The organism is Mesorhizobium sp. M0019 (genome assembly GCF_040323975.1).
In the GTDB taxonomy this organism is placed as follows: domain Bacteria; phylum Pseudomonadota; class Alphaproteobacteria; order Rhizobiales; family Rhizobiaceae; genus Mesorhizobium.
The window spans coordinates 88,533-107,451 of sequence record NZ_JAMYVK010000015.1 but is presented as its reverse complement, the minus strand read 5'-3'; the positions used below and the strand labels follow the sequence as shown (position 1 = coordinate 107,451).

18 protein-coding genes, 1 pseudogene and 1 riboswitch are annotated in these 18,919 nt (G+C 63.2%); of the genes and pseudogenes, 10 read left to right on the top strand and 9 right to left on the bottom strand.

Annotation, left to right across the window (positions count from 1 at the left end; translation table 11 throughout):
• Window positions 1–49 precede the first annotated feature (49 nt).
• A riboswitch (SAM riboswitch) is annotated at window positions 50–127 on the bottom strand.
• 138 nt (window positions 128–265) lie between these two features.
• Together hisC and NKK47_RS13735 are read left to right on the top strand one after the other, a co-directional pair.
• Window positions 266–1,375, top strand: coding sequence for a histidinol-phosphate transaminase (gene hisC, locus NKK47_RS13740; protein WP_352577234.1), 1,110 nt, complete (start codon window positions 266–268; stop codon window positions 1,373–1,375).
• A gap of 6 nt (window positions 1,376–1,381) precedes the next feature.
• Window positions 1,382–2,317 carry a prephenate/arogenate dehydrogenase family protein gene (locus NKK47_RS13735; protein WP_352577232.1) on the top strand — a complete coding sequence of 312 codons (936 nt, stop codon included), beginning with the start codon at window positions 1,382–1,384 and terminating at the stop codon, window positions 2,315–2,317.
• Between the two features lie 134 nt (window positions 2,318–2,451).
• On the opposite strand, the gene NKK47_RS13730 is transcribed toward NKK47_RS13735, so the two are convergent.
• Window positions 2,452–3,453 (bottom strand): DUF2125 domain-containing protein, encoded by a 1,002-nt coding sequence (locus NKK47_RS13730; protein WP_352452468.1) that lies wholly within the window; start codon window positions 3,451–3,453, stop codon window positions 2,452–2,454.
• A 114-nt stretch (window positions 3,454–3,567) separates the two neighbouring features.
• Between NKK47_RS13730 and NKK47_RS13725 the strand changes: the two genes are divergently transcribed.
• Window positions 3,568–4,101, top strand: a complete 534-nt coding sequence (locus tag NKK47_RS13725) for a gamma-glutamylcyclotransferase (RefSeq protein ID WP_352452467.1) — start codon at window positions 3,568–3,570, stop codon at window positions 4,099–4,101.
• A gap of 40 nt (window positions 4,102–4,141) precedes the next feature.
• Here NKK47_RS13725 and NKK47_RS13720 read toward each other — a convergent pair whose 3' ends face one another.
• On the bottom strand, window positions 4,142–5,122 hold the full coding sequence (locus tag NKK47_RS13720; RefSeq protein WP_352577230.1) for a quinone oxidoreductase family protein: 981 nt from the start codon (window positions 5,120–5,122) through the stop codon (window positions 4,142–4,144).
• A gap of 344 nt (window positions 5,123–5,466) precedes the next feature.
• On the opposite strand from NKK47_RS13720, the pseudogene NKK47_RS13715 reads away from it, so the two are divergent.
• Together NKK47_RS13715 and NKK47_RS13710 are read left to right on the top strand one after the other, a co-directional pair.
• Window positions 5,467–6,413, top strand: a pseudogene (locus NKK47_RS13715) (aldo/keto reductase).
• A gap of 78 nt (window positions 6,414–6,491) precedes the next feature.
• Window positions 6,492–7,112 (top strand): LysE family transporter, encoded by a 621-nt coding sequence (locus tag NKK47_RS13710; RefSeq protein WP_352577228.1) that lies wholly within the window; start codon window positions 6,492–6,494, stop codon window positions 7,110–7,112.
• 27 nt (window positions 7,113–7,139) lie between these two features.
• Here NKK47_RS13710 and NKK47_RS13705 read toward each other — a convergent pair whose 3' ends face one another.
• Both NKK47_RS13705 and NKK47_RS13700 read right to left on the bottom strand, forming a co-directional pair.
• Window positions 7,140–7,940, bottom strand: a complete 801-nt coding sequence (locus NKK47_RS13705) for a lysophospholipid acyltransferase family protein (protein ID WP_352577226.1) — start codon at window positions 7,938–7,940, stop codon at window positions 7,140–7,142.
• Between the two features lie 107 nt (window positions 7,941–8,047).
• The gene (locus NKK47_RS13700) at window positions 8,048–8,956 is read right to left on the bottom strand and encodes a LysR family transcriptional regulator (RefSeq protein WP_352577224.1); all 909 of its coding nucleotides are present in this window, start codon (window positions 8,954–8,956) and stop codon (window positions 8,048–8,050) included.
• 131 nt (window positions 8,957–9,087) lie between these two features.
• On the opposite strand from NKK47_RS13700, the gene NKK47_RS13695 reads away from it, so the two are divergent.
• Entirely contained in the window at window positions 9,088–9,708 is a 621-nt protein-coding gene (locus NKK47_RS13695) for a pyridoxamine 5'-phosphate oxidase family protein (protein WP_352540196.1), read from the top strand.
• 29 nt (window positions 9,709–9,737) lie between these two features.
• Here NKK47_RS13695 and NKK47_RS13690 read toward each other — a convergent pair whose 3' ends face one another.
• The 3 genes from NKK47_RS13690 to ftsE all read right to left on the bottom strand — a co-directional run bounded on the left by NKK47_RS13690 (window position 9,738) and on the right by ftsE (window position 12,226).
• On the bottom strand, window positions 9,738–10,502 hold the full coding sequence (locus NKK47_RS13690) for a YdcF family protein (RefSeq protein ID WP_352577222.1): 765 nt from the start codon (window positions 10,500–10,502) through the stop codon (window positions 9,738–9,740).
• 88 nt (window positions 10,503–10,590) lie between these two features.
• Window positions 10,591–11,574 (bottom strand): cell division protein FtsX, encoded by a 984-nt coding sequence (locus NKK47_RS13685; RefSeq protein ID WP_352577220.1) that lies wholly within the window; start codon window positions 11,572–11,574, stop codon window positions 10,591–10,593.
• Complete coding sequence (ftsE, locus tag NKK47_RS13680; protein ID WP_023677923.1) at window positions 11,567–12,226, bottom strand: cell division ATP-binding protein FtsE; 660 nt, start codon at window positions 12,224–12,226, stop codon at window positions 11,567–11,569. The genes NKK47_RS13685 and ftsE overlap by 8 nt, the downstream gene beginning before the upstream one ends.
• Window positions 12,227–12,462: 236 nt before the next feature.
• On the opposite strand from ftsE, the gene NKK47_RS13675 reads away from it, so the two are divergent.
• The 3 genes from NKK47_RS13675 (at window position 12,463) to NKK47_RS13665 (ending at window position 14,031) form a co-directional block, all read left to right on the top strand.
• A complete protein-coding gene (locus tag NKK47_RS13675) occupies window positions 12,463–12,753 on the top strand; it encodes a hypothetical protein (protein ID WP_352456694.1) in 291 nt (96 codons plus the stop codon).
• Window positions 12,754–12,937: 184 nt separating this feature from the next.
• Window positions 12,938–13,480: a hypoxanthine phosphoribosyltransferase gene (gene hpt, locus NKK47_RS13670; protein ID WP_254816654.1), complete on the top strand. Its 543-nt coding sequence runs from the start codon at window positions 12,938–12,940 to the stop codon at window positions 13,478–13,480.
• Window positions 13,481–13,659: 179 nt separating this feature from the next.
• Entirely contained in the window at window positions 13,660–14,031 is a 372-nt protein-coding gene (locus NKK47_RS13665; RefSeq protein ID WP_023677925.1) for a response regulator, read from the top strand.
• Between the two features lie 18 nt (window positions 14,032–14,049).
• Here the strand turns inward: NKK47_RS13665 and NKK47_RS13660 are convergent, their stop codons facing one another.
• A complete protein-coding gene (locus NKK47_RS13660; protein WP_352577218.1) occupies window positions 14,050–15,000 on the bottom strand; it encodes a DMT family transporter in 951 nt (316 codons plus the stop codon).
• Between the two features lie 223 nt (window positions 15,001–15,223).
• Between NKK47_RS13660 and NKK47_RS13655 the strand changes: the two genes are divergently transcribed.
• Window positions 15,224–16,081: a LysR substrate-binding domain-containing protein gene (locus tag NKK47_RS13655; RefSeq protein ID WP_023677927.1), complete on the top strand. Its 858-nt coding sequence runs from the start codon at window positions 15,224–15,226 to the stop codon at window positions 16,079–16,081.
• A gap of 72 nt (window positions 16,082–16,153) precedes the next feature.
• Here the strand turns inward: NKK47_RS13655 and NKK47_RS13650 are convergent, their stop codons facing one another.
• Complete coding sequence (locus tag NKK47_RS13650; protein ID WP_352577216.1) at window positions 16,154–18,769, bottom strand: TIGR02302 family protein; 2,616 nt, start codon at window positions 18,767–18,769, stop codon at window positions 16,154–16,156.
• Between the last annotated feature and the right edge of the window lie 150 nt (window positions 18,770–18,919).

Genomic DNA, 18,919 nt, shown 5'->3' with positions numbered 1-18,919 from the left:
ACAGCCAGCCCGGGCAACAAAAAACCGGCCATGCCTTCGCAAAGCCGGTTACAAGATGCAAACGGCCCTTTAGCAAGTTGTTTAACGTGGCTGCAAGCCGACCGGCCAAATCACCACGGAACTGTCGATGCTCTTCTATGACTCGCGCGTGGGTTCGTCAACGGCAAGTTCTTGATCCCGAATTGCCGCCCCTCGACATTCCGGGCCACGGCTTGTATTTCCGCTGCGGCCTCCCGATGGAGGCATCCTCGACGGATTTCATGGAATGAGCCAGACACCGGATCAGACACGTCCAACGCCCCGCGCCGGCATCATGGACATCGAAGCCTATGTGCCCGGCAAGAGCGCGGCGCCTGAAGGTGTCGCCAAGGTCCATAAATTGTCGGCGAACGAGAACCCGCTCGGTCCTTCGCCAAAGGCGATAGAGGCCGCGCGCGCGGTCGCCGACAAGCTCGCGGTCTATCCCGACGGCAGCGCCAGGCGCCTGAGGGAAGCGATCGCCGAGGTGCACGGGCTCAACCCGGCGAACATCGTCTGCTCCAACGGCTCCGACGAGATTCTGGGCCTGCTGGCGCAGACCTATCTCGCACCCGGCGACGAAGCCATCATCACCGAACACGGCTTCATGGTCTACAAGATCTACATACAGTCGGCCGGTGCCGTCCCGGTAACGGTCAAGGAGACCGATGAACGCGCCGACATCCATGCGATCGTCGCTGCGGTGACGCCGGCTACCCGGATCATCTTCCTTGCCAATCCAAACAATCCAACCGGCACCTACGTGCCGTTCCAGGAGGTGCGCCGCCTGCATGCCGGCCTGCCGCGAAACGTGCTTCTGGTGCTGGATGCAGCTTACGCCGAATATGTCCGGCGCAACGATTATGAAGCCGGCGTCGAGTTGGTGGGCAGCGCGGAAAACGTGGTCATGACCCGCACTTTCTCCAAATTGGGCCTGGGCGGGGCGCGGATCGGCTGGATGTATGCGCCAATGCACGTCATCGACGCGATCAACCGCGTGCGCGGGCCTTTCAACGTCAATGCGACGGCGATCGAGGCCGGCATCGCGGCGATCCACGACCGCGCCCATATCGAACGCAGCGTCGCGCACAACGAGACCTGGCTAGCCTGGCTGAGCGAGCAACTAAGCGGGCTCGGGCTGCGGGTGACGCCGAGCGTCGGCAATTTCATCCTCATCCACTTTCCCGAGGACAAAAAGCATTCGGCGGCGGCCGCCGACGACTACCTCAGTGCACGCGGCTACATATTGCGGCGCGTTTCCGGCTACGGTTTTCCGAACGCGCTGCGCATGAGCATCGGCACCGAAGAGGCCAATCGCGGCGTTGTCGCAGCACTCGCGACATTCCTGAAAAGCTAGAACACCATGACCTCACCGATGTTCGAAAAGATCGCGCTGGTCGGCATCGGCCTGATCGGCTCGTCGCTGGCCCGCGTCATCCGCCGCGAGGGACTCGCCGGCCAAGTCGCGATTTCGACGCGCAGCGACGCGACGCTGGCACGCGCGAGCCAACTCGGCCTTGGCGACACCTATACGACGGATGCGAAAGAGGCGGTTCGCGATGCTGATCTGGTTATCGTTTCGGTGCCGGTCGGCTCTTCAGGCACGGTCGCCGCAGAGATCGCGCCGGCGCTGGAGAAGGGCGCCATCCTCACCGATGTCGGCTCGACCAAGGCGTCGGTGATCGCGCAGATGCAGCCGCACGTGCCTGATGGCGTGCACTTCATCCCTGGCCATCCTTTGGCCGGCACCGAAAAATCGGGACCGGACGCCGGTTTTGCCGAACTGTTCGAGAACCGCTGGTGCATTTTCACGCCGCTGCCCGGCACCGATCCCGCAGCACTGGAAAAGCTCTCGGAATTCTGGCGCCGCTGCGGCTCCAACATCGACACGATGGACCCGCAGCATCACGACATGACGCTGGCCATCGTTTCGCACTTGCCGCACATCATCGCCTATAACATCGTCGGTACCGCCGACGATCTGGAGTCGGTGACCAAGTCCGAGGTCATCAAATACTCGGCTTCCGGCTTTCGCGACTTCACCCGTCTCGCGGCGTCCGACCCGACCATGTGGCGCGACGTCTGCCTGCACAACAAGGACGCCATTCTCGAAATGCTGGCGCGGTTTTCCGAGGATCTGTCCTCGCTGCAGCGGGCGATCCGCTGGGGCGACGGCGAAAAACTGTTCGACCTGTTCACCCGCACCCGCGCCGTCCGCCGCTCGATCATCGAGGCCGGCCAGGACATCGACGTACCGGATTTCGGCCGCCAGGCAGTCGAACACCCGCCGAAGGGATAAGCCGCGGCAGGCCGATCGCAGGCCGGCCCGGCTTACAGCGGTTCATCGTTTCACAGAAACGCCGAACCGCTCTATCTCTTTGTTTTTGCGCAATTCCGGACGGAAAACCGTTTCACACTTTTCCTGGAGTTGCTCTAGTCGAGCGGCTTGATCTTGCCGAGCGGGATGAAGCCGAGCGAGGCCTTGCCCCTGACGATCTTCAGCGGCATCGACGGCTGGTTGCCGAGCAGCGCCAGTCCGGCAAAGCCGGTTTGGATCTGTTTCTTCTGCTCGGGGATGGCGGTGGCGAGGATTGCCGCCACGGCCTTTGGATCATTGAGCCTGATCGTCAGGTCGGCATTTATGAGACCGTCGTCATCGACCGACAGCGGTCCGGAAACGGTGATGCGCGCAGTTCCGGACGACAGATCGAGCTTGTGGATTTCGGCCGCCTGGCCGCGCAGGCTCTTCGGATTTGCCTTGATCAGCGTGACGCCGTTCTTCAGCGTCAGGTCGCCGCTGCCGTCGAGCGGCGGCAAGACGCGCCCGTCGATGGCCGCCGCGTCGATTTCAAGATCGGTGAAATTGCCGGCATAGTCGATGTCCGGGCCGTTTGGGCGCAATTGTCCGGTGGCGGTTCCGGCGCTGAACAGCGAGACGGGATCGGTGTCGTCTGCCGGATCGGTCTGGCCGGACAGGCCTTCTGCCTGCAGCGAGAGGCGCCTCGGCAGCGGCCAGGACAGCTTCATGTCGGCCCGCAGATCATCCCAGTCGATCCAGAGCGGGGTCATGCCGGGAACTGAGGTCCTGAGCGGCCCCCTGAGCTCGGCGGCAGGCGACAGAAGCCGCGTGATCTGCGTGGCGGCGTTGATCTTGCCTGTCGATGCCGCGACGTTGCGGCTGTCGTCCTCGTAAGCCAGGCTGTCGCAGGAAACGGTGAAGCTGAAGGGATAGCCGCTGACCGCGAGATTGGCGCAGTCGGCCTTGATGCCTTTGTCGTCGAGGTCGGCGACCGCCTTTTTGGTTGCGCTCTCGACCAGGTCCGCCAGGTAGAACCAGCCCGCGCTGTAGATGCCGAACAGCACGAGAATGAAAGCGGCAAGCCACAACAGGCGGCGACGTTGGCTGGGCGGCGGGCGCTCGTCACTTGACGTCATGCTGCGGCTTTCGTTAACGCGGGGTGGCACGGGTGGGCTGTCGCTTGCGGCACCAATAGGCAGACGGACTGAAACACCACCGGTGAGGTGGTCGTCACAATCAGGCTTGGCGATATGGGCGATTTTTGGGTTTTTGGCTACGGCTCACTGATTTGGCGACCGGGATTCGCGCATGTCGAGACGCGGCGCGCGCGCCTGCATGGCTACCGCCGTTCGCTCTGCGTCTATTCTTTCGTGCATCGCGGCACGCGCGAACGGCCGGGCCTGGTGCTCGGCCTCGACCGCGGAGGCTCCTGCATCGGGCTGGCGTTCCGGGTTCCAGGCGAGCTGCGCAACGAGGTCATTACCTATCTGCGCGAACGCGAGCTGGTCACCAACGTCTATCTCGAACGTGTGCTCAGCGTTCGCCTCGACAAGAGTGAAACGGATGGGAGCGGGACGGTCGAAGCCATCGCCTATGTCGTGGACCGCAGCCATGAGCAATATGCCGGTGCGCTCGACCCGGCCGAGGCGGCGACCGTCGTTCGCGGCGCCGTCGGCCAGTCGGGGAGGAATGAGGACTACGTGCTCAGCACGCTGGAGCACCTTGAAGCACTGGGTATCAGCGACCACTGGCTGGAAGAGGTGACAAGACGGATCGCGACGTAGCTTCTTTTATCGTTGACCATGATGTTTTCGGTGGTCTGGGCTACATCCTGAAAATCTGTTTTCCAAGATCGGCGCGATCCAGGCTGTTTGCCACGGCAAGCTTGAACTCGGTCAGCGCGTGGAGACCGCCGACAGGAACGTGGAAGCCGGGCTGGCCGAAGGTGTCGATAACCTCGCGTAGCACAGGCCGGTCGGCTTCGGCCGGCGGCGAAAAGAAATAGCGATAGATATTCGCCCTGATCTCGACGCCGCTCAGCAACACATCGAAATTGTGCAGTTCGAAGCGCTCGGCACTCATGCCGCCATTGATCACCATCTGCCCGCCGAGCGCCAGGGTGCGGATCAATTCGCCGCTGACAGGTCCGCCGACATTGTCGATAATCCCGTTCAATCCGGCGCCACCGGTGATATCCATCACCGCTTCCCGGATACTTGCCTTCAAGTCAGAAAGGTCAAGAATGGCGGCGGCGCCAAGCGTCTTCAGATCGAAGCTTTGGTGCGAGTGCCGCACCAGCGCGATGACGTTGATACCGCGTCGTTGGGCGAACTGCATCACCATTGTCGAAATCGACGAATAGCCGGCCGTGACAGCCAGCCACTGGCCAGGCCGCACACGGGAATCCACCAGCAGATCCCACGCGGTAATGGGGTTCACCATCTGCCCGGCGCGTTCGACCGGATAGCCGGCAGGCAACGGGATCAGCCATTCGGCGGGAATGGCCGCGTACTCGGCCCAGCTGCCATAATAGCTGAATGCGACAAGCGTGCCCGGTTCCAGCAAGACGTTCGCGCCGACGGCTTCGACGATGCCGGCGCCATGGTTTCCTGCGACCTGCCGGGGAAAATGCGGCTTCTTCGGTTCGGGATAGAGGTTCTGGATAAACAGGAAGTCGCCCGGATTGATCGAGGCCGAGACCATCCTGACCAGCACCTCGCCGTCGCCGATGCGCGGCATCGGCAGGTCGTCCATGTAGAGCACGTCGCGCGGCGAACCGATGGCGTCAAATACAATTGCTTTCATTCCGGTCTCCACAACAAACGATCCGGGGCAAACAGTCCGGGCTTGGCCAGACCGTGCCGAGATTTGCGTCGGCGCCGCGGAACCTATGGCCGGCCGGCAAAGGTCTGAATTGGCAGATTTGACAATCTATGTGCTAAACTTGCCAGATTGTTTCCTCAGAGGGTACTGGTTTGGAAATTCGGGACAGCGTCTTGAAGCCCGACACGGCGCGGCGGGTCGCGGTTTTGTGAAGCGCCGGCGGGCTGGAAAAGAGGCTATGCGTTTGACGTTGCCACGGTGCGACATAGGTTAGCCCGGTCGGCGGCTCCCACCCGCCCCAGCATGAATCACCATGGAGATCAGCCTTGCAGAAACGTCGTCTCGGTCGCACCGACCTATCCATCGCGCCATTGGTTCTGGGCGGCAATGTGTTCGGCTGGACCGCCGATGAGAAAACCTCGTTCGACCTGCTCGACCGCTTTGTCGACGCTGGCCTCAACGCCATCGACACGGCCGATTCCTATTCGCGCTGGATTGCCGGCCACCAGGGCGGCGAATCCGAAACCATCATCGGCCGATGGATGAAGAGCCGTGGTAACCGCGACAAGGTTGTCGTTATCACCAAGGTCGGTTCGGATATGGGACAGGGCAAGAGGGACCTGTCCGCCGCCTATATCGAAAAGGCCATCGATGCTTCGCTGAAGAGCTGCAGGTCGATACAATCGATCTCTATCTGTCGCACTGGCCTGATCCGGCCACTCCCTATGAGGAAACGCTCGGCGCCTACCAGAAACTGCTCGACAAGGGCAAAATCCGTTATGCCGGCGCTTCCAACCTCGACGCCGCCCAGTTGCGGGCCGCACTTGACGTAGCAAGCCTGCGCGGCCTGCCGCGCTACGAGGTGCTGCAGCCGGAATACAACCTTTACGACCGCTCGTCCTTCGATGGTCCGCTGCGCGATCTGTGCGCGGCCGAGGACATCGGCGTCATCACCTATTTCAGCCTCGCCAAGGGGTTTCTGAGCGGCAAGTACCGCAGCGAGGCCGACCTCGGCAAAAGCCCGCGCGGTGGCGGTGTGAAGGGCTATCTCAACACCCGCGGCATGCGCATTCTCTCAGCGCTCGATGCCGTTTCAGCCAGACATTCGGCCAAGCCAGCGGAAGTGGCGCTTGCCTGGGTCATGGCACGGCCCGGCGTCACCGCTCCGATCGCCAGCGCGACGACGCTCGACCAGCTCGACAGCCTGGTGCGTGCCGCATCGTTGCAGCTCAGTCCGGACGATATCGCCGAGCTCGACAAGGCCAGCGCATAGCCGCGCACGATCGTTCAAGACCGGCGCCGCTGCCTTGCCCTACCGTCCCTGCCTCGTCGCAGGATGCAGGGACGCCGCATGGCCGGACAGGGTCTTCTCGATCAGCAGCTATGGCAGCAATTGCTGGCGCTGGTGCTGGCATCGGCCATCGTTATGGGCAGCCCGGGGCCGGCGACGATAAGCGTCACCGCGGTCGGTGCTGCGTTCGGCCTGCGCGATTCGCTCCGTTATGCCTCGGGAATCGTTGTCGGGACGGTCCTCGTGCTTTTGGTGGTGGCGACGGGCATCATGGCCGTTCTCATCGCGCTGCCGAAGCTCGCAGCGCTGTTGGCGGTCGCGTCAGCAGCCTACATCCTCTATCTGGCGTTCAAGATAGCGACGGCGCCGCCACTGGCGGCACGCATTGGTGGGGCGGCGCTTCCCACTTTCCTGGGCGGGTTCCTTCTGGCCGTTGCCAATCCGAAAGCCTATGTGGCGATTGCCGCCGTGTTTGCCGGCGCGTCTTCCGGCGCCGGCGGTCTTGCTATTTCAGCCAAGCTGGCGGTCCTCGCCTTGATGATTGTTGCCATTCATCTCTTGTGGCTTCTCGCCGGCGCGGCTTTTGCACGTTTGCTGCGCAAACCGCTGGCGTCGCGGATCATCAATCTGGTGTTTGCCGTGACGCTGGTTGCAACAGCCGCCCTGGCTGCCTTGCCGTGAGCCTTTCTGGCATCCGCCGCGGGTGTCTCAGCCTTTCAATTCAGGTTTCGCATCCAGCTCACCAAGCCGTTTCATTGCCGTCGGCGGCATCGGCGGCGGGTTCGGCGTCTGCGACGCTTCGACGAGGAGCTGGTCGCAGGCGGCCTCCGTCTCGCCGATCAGCCGTTGCATGAATTCGTCCTTGCCGAGGCCGGGCGGGATCGGTGGCAGGAAGCGCGCCTTGATCGTGCCGGGATAGCGCAGGAATTTGCGGCGCGGCCAATAGAGGCCGGCGACGTGAGCGACCGGCACCACCGGAATGCCAAGTTGCGCGTAGAGTTCGACGATGCCGTATTTGTAGACCGGTTCGTCGCCCGGCGCCCGGCGGGTGCCCTCGGGATAGATGATCAGCTGGCGCGGATTGCGCGCCAATTCCTGTTTGGTCGCGGCGATCACCGTCTTCAATGCCTTCGAGCGGCTGCCGCGGTCGACAGGAATCATCCGCATCTTCAAAATGTACCAGCCGAAGAACGGGATCCAGGTCAGCTCCCGTTTCAATATGTAAACGGGATCGTCGAGATAAGGCAGGAAAGCGATCGTGTCCCAGAAGGACTGGTGCTTCGGCGCCAGGATGAAGGAGCCGTCAGGCAGGTTTTCCTGGCCGGTGATCTCACTTCTGGTGCCGGCGATCTTGTCGTAGAGCCACATGCTGGTGCGCGACCAGAATTTCGGCACGAACCAGGCGCGATGGCGCGGCGACAGGAAATAATACGGGGTCCAGACGATCATCTGGACGATCAGATTGAGGTAAAAGGCGAGATTGAACGCCAGCGAGCGGATATGGAGCATACAGCAAGTGCCCGGTGAGGAGGTGTGCGTTGGTTACACCAAGCGCCGGCAAAAAGGAAACGCTGCGAGGCGGCCGATCGGCCCGGCCTTGCGATGGGCCGTCTTCTTCACGTTTGCCACGCCGCCTGCAGCAGGCGCTGTCTCAGGCGCGGGGCGGCGAAGTCGAGGAATGCGCGCAGCTTCACCGGCAGTAGCCCCTGGCCGGCATGGACGAGGCTCACCGGCCATGGGTCTGGCTCAAACTCTTGAAGCACCGGGCGCAGCGTACCCGACCGGACTGCGGCGGCGATCTGGTAGGAAAGCAGCCTCGTCACGCCGACGCCGGCAATCGCCGCATCGATCGCTGCCTCAGCCGTGTTGACCCGTAACCTGGAGCGGACCGGCACGCTGACTTCGGTCTTGCCGGTGGCGAAGCTCCAGGCTGCGGCGGTGAGCCCTTCGAAGGTGATGGCACTGTGTGCTGCAAGCTCTTGCGGCGTTTTCGGTGTGCCGTGCTCGGCGAGATAGGCCGGGCTCGCGCAAACGACGCGGCGGATTGAACCCAGGCGGGTGGCGATCAGGCTCGAATCGGCAAGCTCGCCGATGCGGATGGCGAGGTCGATGTGCTCTTCGACCAACTGGGTTATCCGGTCGGCGAGTGTCAGCCGCACACCTACCTCAGGATAGACGGAGAGGAAGCTGGTGACGACCGGCAGCACATGCAGGCGGCCGAAGACGATCGGCGCAGTGACGATGAGTTCGCCGGTCGGGGCATTGTATTCGCCGGCGGCTATTCGCTCGGCCTCGCCGACCTCGTCGAGAATGCGACGACAGGCGGCGAGATAGGCATGGCCTGCATCGGTCAGCGACAGCTGCCGCGCCGGGCGGTTCAACAGCCGTGTCTTCAGGTGCTTTTCCAGGTCCGAAACCTTGCGGCTGACCGTCGTCAGCGGAATGCCGAAGCGGCGCCCGGCAGCCGAGAGGCTGCCTGTCTCCGCCGCGGCAACGAACAGCGACATGGACTGGAGGCGATCCATAGCTCTCCCGAAAATTTGCCCTCCCGAAAAACGGAAGGATAGATTGCAGACATGGCATCTGCATCTCGAAGATGGAAGGACCTATTTCCTGACTAGCAATGCAGCGCAGCTTGGCGCTTGAGGAGGCTTCCATGAACGCTCACACCAGCGATGTTGCTTTCACTCCGACGGTGAAGGCGATTCAGGCGCGCAAGGGCTCGCGCCAGGCCTATGCCCGTGTCGAGGAGCGTGGCGGCTGGCAGGCGGCAATCACGCCCGATCTCGCCGCCTTCATCGAGGCGCAGACCAGCGTCTTTCTGTCGACCGCCAATGCGGACGGGCAGCCTTACATCCAGCATCGCGGCGGGCCTGCCGGTTTCCTCACGGTGCTCGACGAACGGACGATCGGCTTTGCCGATTTTTCCGGCAACAGGCAGTTCATCACCCAGGGCAACCTCAGCGACAACCCACAGGCTTTCCTATTCCTGATCGATTATGCGCACCGGCAGCGCATCAAGATCTGGGGCAGGGCGCGCGTCGTCGAGGGCGATGCCGAGCTGACGGCAAAGCTGATGCCGCAAGACTATAAGGCGCGACCCGAGCAGGTCATCCTGTTTACGGTTTCGGCTTGGGATTCAAATTGCTCGCAGCACATCCCGCAGCGTTTCGAAGCGGCCGACGTGGCGGCGGCGCTGGGCGAACGCGACAAGCGCATCGAACGGCTCGAACAGGAGATCGCACGCTTGCGATCAGATGCAGCAGCCAGGGAATAAGAGCTAGGGAATAAAAGTGCCGGTGCCGTTCAGTTTCCGCCCGCGGCGTCGGCCAGCGTGACGCCGTTGGGCGATTGCTTCACCGGCATGATGCCGCGCGCCAGCGCCAGCAGGTATTTGTTGTATTCGGTGAACAGCACGCGCAGCGCTTCTGGCTTGGTCAGCCAGCCGCCATTCTCGAGGTTGGTGTTGACCACCGGATAGGGCTCGAGCCTGGCGCCGTGCAGCAGCCGGCCCATTTCCAGCAAGCTACGCGGCATATGATAATTGTTGGTGACGAGAATGACCGTGCCGTAGGCATGGTCCTCGACCCATTTGGCACTTTCCTCGGCATTGCCGATCGTGTCGAGCGCGGCGCGGTCGATGTCGACGCAGCAGGAAAACAGCCTCTTGTCGCCGCCGGTCGCGGCCTGAAGCTGGCGGCGGCTGGCGGAGGGATGGACGCCGCTGATCAGCAGCCGCTCGCCCTTGCCTAACGCAAGCAGGCCCATCGCAGCGTCGAGGCGCGACTGGCCGCCGGTCAGCACGATGATAGCGTCGGCCCTTGCCGGATCGGCGGGCGTAGTCAGGCGGCTGACGGTATTGGCGAACCAGCCGAAGCCGGCGACAAACAGCGCCATAAAGGCGAGCAGAAGGAGAGCCGAGATGCGCAAGGAACGGGCTGCCAGCAGCCGCCCATGTTTGGCGAACTGATCCGGCTTGGCAAATTCATCAGGCTCGGCGAATACAGGCGGGCGCGCAACCAGCACTGGCATGCATCCAGCGGTATCGGTCGAGTCCCGAACGTCCATCATGAAATGGTTAATCCCGAAATACGGCCTTTGGTAGGAAAAAAATGCAATTTTCGTGACGATGCGTTTTCATCCGTGATCGATCTTTCCTTTAGCCGGCGTCCGGCTGGCGAATGTCGATGTCGCTGAGATAGGTAACCACGGTGAAATGGGAGGTTGCCGCCGTCAGCGCGCCGATCACCAGCACCATGACAGCGACCCCGAGATAACCCGCCGAGCCGATGGCGAAATTGCCGAACAGGGCGGTCGCCTGGTCGGCCTGCGGCGTTGCCATGTTGCGTGACGACCACCAGGAGAAGACGATGAAGACCAGGATCGCCGCGGCGCCGCCTGCCGCGGCGCCCTTCATGCCGGTGACCAGAAAATGCCGGCGGAATTCGCGCGCGATGAAGCGCGCCTCGGCGCCGACAAAATGCAGCACCTCGATGATGTGACCATTGCCGGCCATGGCGCCGCGCGTTGCGAACACAACGGTCAGCACCGTCGCCGACAGCATCAGCGCCAGCACTGCAATACCGATCGTTACCGTGGTGCGGGCCATGGCAACCAGCCGGTCGACCCAGGTGCGATGATCGTCGAGCGAGGCACTCGGCAGCTTCGGCGTGATTGCCGCACGCAGTGCGGCGAAATCGGGCGGGTTGTTCTCATCGATGGTGATGATGATCAAGCGCGGCACCGGCAGCTCATCGATGTTCAGGCCCGAGCCCAGCCAAGGCTCGAGCAGCCGGGCCGTTGCTTCGCGGTCGACGATCCTGGCGCTTTTCACCCCAGGGAATTCGCCGGCGATCTGCGAGGCCAGCGCAAGTGCGGCCTCCATGTCGAGGCCGTCGACCGGCTTGATCTGGATGGTCGCCTCGCGCGAGATCTGGTTCTCCCAGACGGAGGCGGTGTCACGCACCAGCGTGACTGCGCCAAACGTCAGACAGGACAGAAACGTCATGATGGCGATGACCAGCACCAGCGCCCGGCCGGCGATGTTCTGCGCCGGCACGATCGGCGCCATTTTGCGCTGGACGCGGGGCTTTGCCGCCGCGGCGTCGTGACCCTCGAAATGTTCGACGGAGAGCTCAGTCATAGATGTCCAGCCTTCCGCCGGCCAGGATCATTCGCCGTGCGTCGACCTGTTCCATCAGGCCGAGGTCGTGTGTGGCGATCACCACGGCGGTGCCCAGCCGGTTGAGCTCGATGAACAACCGCAGCAAGCGTCGTGCCAGCGGCGGGTCGACATTGCCGGTCGGCTCGTCGGCGAGGAGGATCTCGGGCTGCTCGATCAACGCCCGGGCGATGGCGGCGCGCTGCTTCTCGCCGCCAGACAGCACCGGCGGCAGCACATGCATGCGCTCGCCGAGGCCGACCCATTTCAGCAGCTCGGTGACGTCGGTGCGATAGGTCGCCTCCTCGCGGCCGCGCACGCGCAGCGGCAAGGCCACGTTCTCGTAGGTAGTCATATGGTCGAGCAGGCGAAAATCCTGGAACACCACGCCGATGCGACGTCTCAGATGCGGCAACTCGGTACGCGAGATGCGCGAGCGATCCTTGCCGAAAATGGTGATCAGGCCGCGCGTCGGCTTCAGCGACATGAACAAAAGCCGCAGCAACGTCGTCTTGCCGGCGCCTGAAGGTCCGCTCAGGAACTGAAAGGAGCGCTCCGGAATGTGCAAGGAGATGTCGCGGAGAATCTCCGGACCCATGCCATAGCGGAGGCCGACATTTTCGAAGCGGATCACTTTCGACGACCTGAAATTCTCGGCGGCAAGATGCCAGCCCCTTCTGTGGAAAGACCATCGGCCGGCATGGTTAACCGACGGTTAATTTGGGGGCTTTTCGAGCGAGTCACAGGGGTTCCGGTGGGGAAGCGTTAACCATTTCCGTTTACCCAAAAGAAACGAACAGCGAACAGGTGCGGTAGTGTTGGGCCATGATGGCTGAGGATCGAACCGCGCGCCCGGTTTCCGGCGAAATCATGACCGATCCGGCCGCCGAGCCGGAACGCATCATGCGCGACGTGACCGCCGAGGTCATCGATGCCGACTATGAGGTGCTGCCCCGCCATTTTACACGTCCAGACTTTGCGCCGCCGCCTGCGCGCATGATTTCCATGCCTTCGATCGAAGGCATGGACATGTTGCGCAAGCCCGAAACCGCCGTCGAACGGCCGTTGTGGGTGCATGGTGGGCCGATCTTCTGGATTGTCGGCGTCGGTGCCGCCTTTGCCGCCTTCTGGATTTCGGGCGGCCATGCGCTGGTTCGTTAGAGCGGCGCCAGAAAATCAACAGGTCACCAGATAAACGATTCGCGACGCTCTGGGACATCCGACCGTTCGCGGGCGCCCTGCGAAAGATTTGGCCTTGCCAGCCGGCTCGACATGCCTAGAAACAGGTTGAAGACCGTTTTCGGTCGGCTTCGCCTACAAGGCGATCATTGTGGGAGGGCAGCCAATGCCAGTTGTGCGCGGCAAGGACATCGAAGTCCTGTTTTCGGCGTCCGCCATCGCGCGGCGGAACCTGGAACTTGCCAAGGAGATCGCCGGGCACGACTACCACGACCTTCTGGTAATCTCGGTGCTGAAGGGATCGTTCATCTTCGCCGCCGATCTTATCCGTGCCATGCACGATGTCGGCCTGTCGCCGGAGGTCGAGTTCATCTTCATCTCCAGCTATGGCGCCGGCACGACCAGCGGTGAGGTGAGGGTGCTGCGCGACATCGACAACGAGGTCGCCGGCCGCGATGTGCTTTTGATCGATGACATTCTGGAATCCGGCAAGACGCTGAGTTTCACCCGCGACCTCATGCTGTCGCGCGGCGCGAGGAGCTGTGCCATCGCCGTGCTGCTCGACAAGCGCATGCGCCGCCAGACCACGCTCAACGCCGACTATGTCGGCTTTGACTGCCCCGATTATTTCGTCGTCGGTTATGGCATGGACGTCGCCCACGCGTTTCGGGAATTGCCCTTCGTCGGCATCGTCAAGGGCGACGCTTGAGGCCTTTTGATAATTCTACTCCGGCGGCCACCTGCCGGTGCTCTCCGACTCGAACGTCCGCTCCGCTCCGGTTCTCGAAAACCACGCCATCTGACTCGCCGGAGCGAATTCTGAAAAGGCCTCATCGACCCTTGGCGCCTTCAGGAAACATCAACTTTTCCCCGCCAAATATCCTGCCCATGGCAAAGCTCCTGATCGTCGAGGACGATGAATCCGTCCGCACTCTCGCCGCTCGCGCGCTCGAACGCGCCGGGCATAATGTCACTGTTGCCGCCGACGGCGCACATGGCCTTTCTCTGATCCGGGCGGCGCAAGGGAGCTATGACCTTGTGCTGTCCGACATCCGCATGCCGGAAATAGACGGCATCGAGATGGCCAAGGCGGCAGCGGCGCTGTTCCCGGCGATGAAGATCATGCTGATGACCGGCTATGCCGACCAGCGCGAGCGCGCCGAGGAATTGGACGGCATTATTCTCGACGTCGTGCAAAAGCCGTTCACGCTGGCTGAAATCCGCGCCCGCGTCGAACAGGCGCTCGCCTGCTTCGCCTAAGCCCAAGGCCGACCGCCTTCAGGCGGGGTCGCAGGTCGCCGCAATGGCTGGCGCGCCGCTCCGGCGCCGGCTGGCATTGAGGGCAAACAGGCCGGCGCCGATGATGAGGGCTGCGCCTGCCGCCGTCGCTGGTCGCGGCACTTCGGCAAAGAACAGAAAACCCCATAGCGGCGACCAGATGATACCGGTGTATTCGAAGGTGGCGACGCTGTTGGCGGGCGCCAGCCGGTAGGCCTGCGACAACAGGATCATGCCGGCCGAGGCAACGAAGCCGCATGCCCCCATCTTGAGGAGATCCGGCGTCGCCGGCCAGACCCATGGCCGGACGAGGAATTCGAGACTCGGATGCACGGCGTGGTCAATGCCTGCCAGCCAAAACAATGCCGCCGCCAAGGCGGCGCCGACCAGATAGGCGCCGTTCTGATAGAAAGCCATGACAGTCGAGGATTCGGTGTCGCCGATCTTGCGTGCCATCAGCTGCGAGAAACCGTAGAGCAGAGCCGAACCTAGCGACAGCAGCGCTGCCCAGTCGAACAAGCCGGCGCCCGGGCGCACCATCACCAGCACGCCGAGCATGCCGACCAGGACGGTGGCGAGCGCCTGCCAGGACACGCGTTCGCCGAGATAGGGGCCGGCCAACGCCATGATGAACAGCGGCGCCATGAAATAGAGCGCCACCGCGTCAGCCAGCGGCAGGGCGGCGATTGCCAGGTAGTAGGCCGTATAGGAGGTGAACTGGATGAAGGCACGCATCGTCAGCATGCCGAACCGCTTCGACAGGATCGCCTGGAATCCGACATCGGCGTGGACAAGGAAAACCAGGATCGGCAGGGCGACGATCGAGCGGATCGCCATCACCTCGGTGACCGGATAGTGGCTCGACACCGCCTTGACCAGCGGGTCCTGCAGCGAAAAGACCAGCACGCCGAGACAGAGGCTGAGGATGCCGAGCACAAGCCGATTCTGCATAGGCGCTCCTGTCTCCCGCGTGCGCGGCCGAAAGCAGGCCTGCATCCGGGTAAAAAGAACCCGCCACCGTTTCGGGCAGCGGGTACGAGTGAGGACTTTTGATTGGTCCGCAGCCGATTTCCCGGCCGCATATCCAATGGGTAAGGCGACTATCGTCCGCCGTTTGACATGTTGCAAACGAATTGGAATGATGCCAGCAATCAGATTTTCTTATGGCGGGCACATGCGACCCAATCTCGACAGCGACCTGTTGCGCACCTTCGTGGCGGTCGCCGACACCGGCAATTTCACCAAAGCGGCGGAGCGGGCCGGCCGCACCCAGTCGGCGGTCTCGATGCAGATGAAGAGGCTCGAAGGCATGATCGGCGACAGCCTGTTCGAGCGCGGGTCGCGCGGTGTAGCGTTGACGCAGCGCGGCGGCGAACTCATAGCCAACGCCAGGCGCATCGTTTCACTGCTCGACGAGACGGCGGCATCGATGGTCGCGGCGCCGCTTGGCGGGCCGGTGCGCATCGGTATCCCGGAGGAATATGGCCACGCGATCCTGTCGCGGGCACTCGGCGCCTTTGCCAAGCGCCATCCTCAGGTCGACATCACCGTCCGCTACGCGCATTCCGGTGCGCAGATCGCGGCGCTCGCTGCCGGCGAGCTCGATCTGGCGGTGGTGTTCGAATGGCAGGATCTGTCCGGCGGTGAGGTGCTGATGCATGACCCGACCGTATGGGTGACGTCGGAGCTGCATCACATGCATGAGGAGCGGCCGGTGCCGATCGCGCTCTACAACCGTGCCGGTTGGTGCAAGGATTTCGCTATAAAGTCGCTGGAACAGCGCGGTCTCGCCTATCGTGTCGCCTACACCAGCGATACCAATGGCGGCCTGCGGCTCGCCGTCACCTCCGGGTTGGCGATTGCGCCGATCTCGCGCAGCAACATCCCGGCCGGCTGCCGCGAGCTTACGGCCGCCGACGGGTTCGGCGACATCGATTCCTCGAACGTGGTGCTGCGGCGCAATCCGAACGCTTCCGGCGAGGCCATCGACGGCATGGAAGAGGCGATCCGCGAGGCGTTCACCAACCGTTAAAAGTGCCGCTCAGTCCGGCGGTGGCGGCCTCCACGGACCGCACGGCGATCTTCCGAATATTGGGGGGCAGCCTTACTTCAGCTCCAGCAACCGCTCCAGATAGCTGCGCTCGATATCGGGGCTGAGTGCGTTGCCGAGCCGCTTGCGGATCGCTTCGAGGATCTGGCGGGCACGCTGCACATCGATCTCGTCAGGCACTCTCACCGAACTTCCGTCATCGGGACCCTCGCTGGTGCGGGGCCGCCCGAGCGGGTCACGGTCGGCATTCTGCTGGCGTCCGCCCTGCCCGTTGCCGCCCTGGTCGCCTTGCATCGCCTGCAGTTGCTTCATCATGTCCTTGGCGCCCCTGCGCAAGGCTTCCAATGCGCGGCCCTGGTGACCGACGGCCTGATCGCCTTCGCCCTCGCCGAGCGCCTGTTCGGCATTGCCCATGGATTTGCCGGCCTCGCCAAACCCCTCATTGGGGTCGAGACCCATGCCTTCGAGGCTCTTCCTCAATTGATCGAGCTCGCCCTGCAGCTTGCCCTGGCCTTCCTGCAATTGCTTCAGCGCATCAGCAAATTCCTGCGGCGTCATCGGCTTCGGCCGGCCGAGCGGATCGCGGTCGTCACCCGGGCCGGGTTTGCCCTCTTCGCCCATCGGGCCTGGCTCACCGTTCTCGCCGAGCTGCTCGTCGCGGTTCTGCCCGCGCTGTTGCTGGCCGCGCTGCATCTGGTCCATACGGAAAGTGTCGTTCATCATCTCCTGCTGGCGCCGCATGATCTCGCCCAGCTTGTCCATCTGCTGGCGCATCTCGCTGTCTTGCTGGCCGCCTTGCTGCTGGCGGCCTGCCTGCAGATTGTTCATCATGTCCTGCAACTCGGACAGCAATTGCTGCGCCTGGTCGCGATTGCCGGATTTCGCCAGGTTCTCGATCTGGTCCATCATGCGGTCGATGTCGCTCTGGCGCAGTTCCTGACCGTTCTGCTGCATCTGTGGCGCATTCGGATTCTGCTGCGCCCGCGCCGCGAATTCCTGCAGGAACTGGTTCATCGCCTCGCGCAGTTCCTTCATCGCCTTCTCGATCTCTTGGTCGCTGGCGCCGTTCTTGATCGCATCCTGCAGCGCCTGCTGCGCCTGGCGCAGCCGCTTCTCGGCCGCCGACAGATTGCCTTCCTCGATGCCGAGCGCGATCTCCCAGAGATAAGCGACCTCGTCGCGCAACTGGTCGTCGCTGTCGGCCATCTTCAGCCGGGTGCGGGCGCTCATGATGGCGAGGTAGTGCGCCATGTTGTCGAACGTGTCTTCCGGCCTGAGCGTGATTGCATCCATCAGGTCGAGCACGCGGTCCTTGGCATAGGCGTCGAGCGCCAGTATGCGGCGCTGCTCGACCACAGCCCGTGCCAACGGATTGGAGAATGGCCGCTCCGGCATCACCAGCGTCTTGGTTTCGCTGGTCGCCGTGTGTCCGGCACCGTCGGTGGCGACAAGCGACAGCTTGACGTTGCCACCTGCCCAGACATGGTCGGTCAGATCCTTCGTCGTCTTAGCGGCATTGGCCTTGCCGCCGCGGCGCGGCAACGTCAGCGGCATTTCCGGCGGGCCATAGAGCGGATGCGCGTTGGGCACTTGCGGATCGGCCAATGCGAAAACCGCCTTGGCGGAGGCCGCGCCATAGTCGTCGTCGATCTGGTAGTTGAGTTCGAAGGCGCCGTTGACGGCGCGCTTCGGCTCGCCGACAAAGCGGATCTGCGGCGGCTTGTCGGGAATTATGGCGAAGGCCCAGCGGCCGAGCTCGCCGTCGCTGGACTGCAGCGTCAGCGTGCCGTCGGCCGTTAACTTGCCGCTGAACTGGCGCACGGTGGAAGGCGTTGCCGGACTTGCCTCAGTCTTGGCGGCTTGCGGCCCTGTCGGATCGATGGCGCGGGTGTTGCCGCCGGTGTCGGCGTAGCTCAGCGTTTCCTCGCCCGAACCGCCGGTGACGCGCAGCGACACATCGCTGCCCTCCGGAACCGTGAAGGTCGGCGGCGCTTGAGTGGCGTTGTTGGCCAGGACCGGGGCGTTCAGGAATACCGGCGGCCTGCCGGTATAGGCCGGCGGCGTCACCCAGGCATCAATGCGCGGCGGCACGACGTCGCGGGCGGCACGGGCAACAAAACCGTCGCTCAGCCTGCCGCCCGATGGCCCGAATGAGAAGGCAAAGGCAGTGACCAACAAAAGCGCGGCAACGGCGCGCAGCGCCCACGGGTCGCGTTCCGGCACGCGTGTGCGCGGCACGTCGCCGCCAAGCTCGCCCAGCCGGTCCGCCATGCGCCGCTGATGCTCGCGCCACAGGGCTTGCGAAAAAATGCTTTCCTTGCCGCTCGGGCGATCGGTCTGGACCTGCACCGGGCTGTGCAGCAATCGGTTGGCCGCCTCGATGCGGCGGTCGACCTCGGCACTGGATGGCGTGCGGAAGAAACGCAGTGGATAGAGTGCGGCAAGCGCTGCGACGCCGAATGCCGTGATAAGACCGATCCGCGCCAGATCGGGCAAAAATGGGAACAGGCCGAGCCACGAAATGCTGAGGAACAGGCTGGCGACGATGATCAGTGGCAGCAGCAATGGCCAGCCGCGTTCGACGATTATCGAGACCTGCGTCCCCAGCCGGCTCAAGGCAAGGCGCCTGGCCAGACTGCGATCGCTGGTGAAAATGGGTCGTTGTGTCATCGGCCCTTCCTGGCCGGGCGGGATAGCCCAGGCCTTACGAGTCTATCGCATGGGCCCGAAAAGTCGATTTTCGGGAAGCACGATGCGAAGACCTAAAATCTTGGCGCGTACTTCGTGCGTCCAAGCGGATGCACATCGCCCTAAGGATAC

Coding starts and splice junctions, on each gene's coding strand:
- hisC (WP_352577234.1), top strand. CDS start 266: ATGAGCCAGACACCGGATCAGACACGTCCAACGCCCCGCGCCGGCATC.
- NKK47_RS13735 (WP_352577232.1), top strand. CDS start 1,382: ATGACCTCACCGATGTTCGAAAAGATCGCGCTGGTCGGCATCGGCCTG.
- NKK47_RS13730 (WP_352452468.1), bottom strand. CDS start 3,453: ATGACGTCAAGTGACGAGCGCCCGCCGCCCAGCCAACGTCGCCGCCTG.
- NKK47_RS13725 (WP_352452467.1), top strand. CDS start 3,568: ATGGGCGATTTTTGGGTTTTTGGCTACGGCTCACTGATTTGGCGACCG.
- NKK47_RS13720 (WP_352577230.1), bottom strand. CDS start 5,122: ATGAAAGCAATTGTATTTGACGCCATCGGTTCGCCGCGCGACGTGCTC.
- NKK47_RS13710 (WP_352577228.1), top strand. CDS start 6,492: ATGGCCGGACAGGGTCTTCTCGATCAGCAGCTATGGCAGCAATTGCTG.
- NKK47_RS13705 (WP_352577226.1), bottom strand. CDS start 7,940: ATGCTCCATATCCGCTCGCTGGCGTTCAATCTCGCCTTTTACCTCAAT.
- NKK47_RS13700 (WP_352577224.1), bottom strand. CDS start 8,956: ATGGATCGCCTCCAGTCCATGTCGCTGTTCGTTGCCGCGGCGGAGACA.
- NKK47_RS13695 (WP_352540196.1), top strand. CDS start 9,088: ATGAACGCTCACACCAGCGATGTTGCTTTCACTCCGACGGTGAAGGCG.
- NKK47_RS13690 (WP_352577222.1), bottom strand. CDS start 10,502: ATGATGGACGTTCGGGACTCGACCGATACCGCTGGATGCATGCCAGTG.
- NKK47_RS13685 (WP_352577220.1), bottom strand. CDS start 11,574: ATGACTGAGCTCTCCGTCGAACATTTCGAGGGTCACGACGCCGCGGCG.
- NKK47_RS13675 (WP_352456694.1), top strand. CDS start 12,463: ATGACCGATCCGGCCGCCGAGCCGGAACGCATCATGCGCGACGTGACC.
- hpt (WP_254816654.1), top strand. CDS start 12,938: ATGCCAGTTGTGCGCGGCAAGGACATCGAAGTCCTGTTTTCGGCGTCC.
- NKK47_RS13665 (WP_023677925.1), top strand. CDS start 13,660: ATGGCAAAGCTCCTGATCGTCGAGGACGATGAATCCGTCCGCACTCTC.
- NKK47_RS13660 (WP_352577218.1), bottom strand. CDS start 15,000: ATGCAGAATCGGCTTGTGCTCGGCATCCTCAGCCTCTGTCTCGGCGTG.
- NKK47_RS13655 (WP_023677927.1), top strand. CDS start 15,224: ATGCGACCCAATCTCGACAGCGACCTGTTGCGCACCTTCGTGGCGGTC.
- NKK47_RS13650 (WP_352577216.1), bottom strand. CDS start 18,769: ATGACACAACGACCCATTTTCACCAGCGATCGCAGTCTGGCCAGGCGC.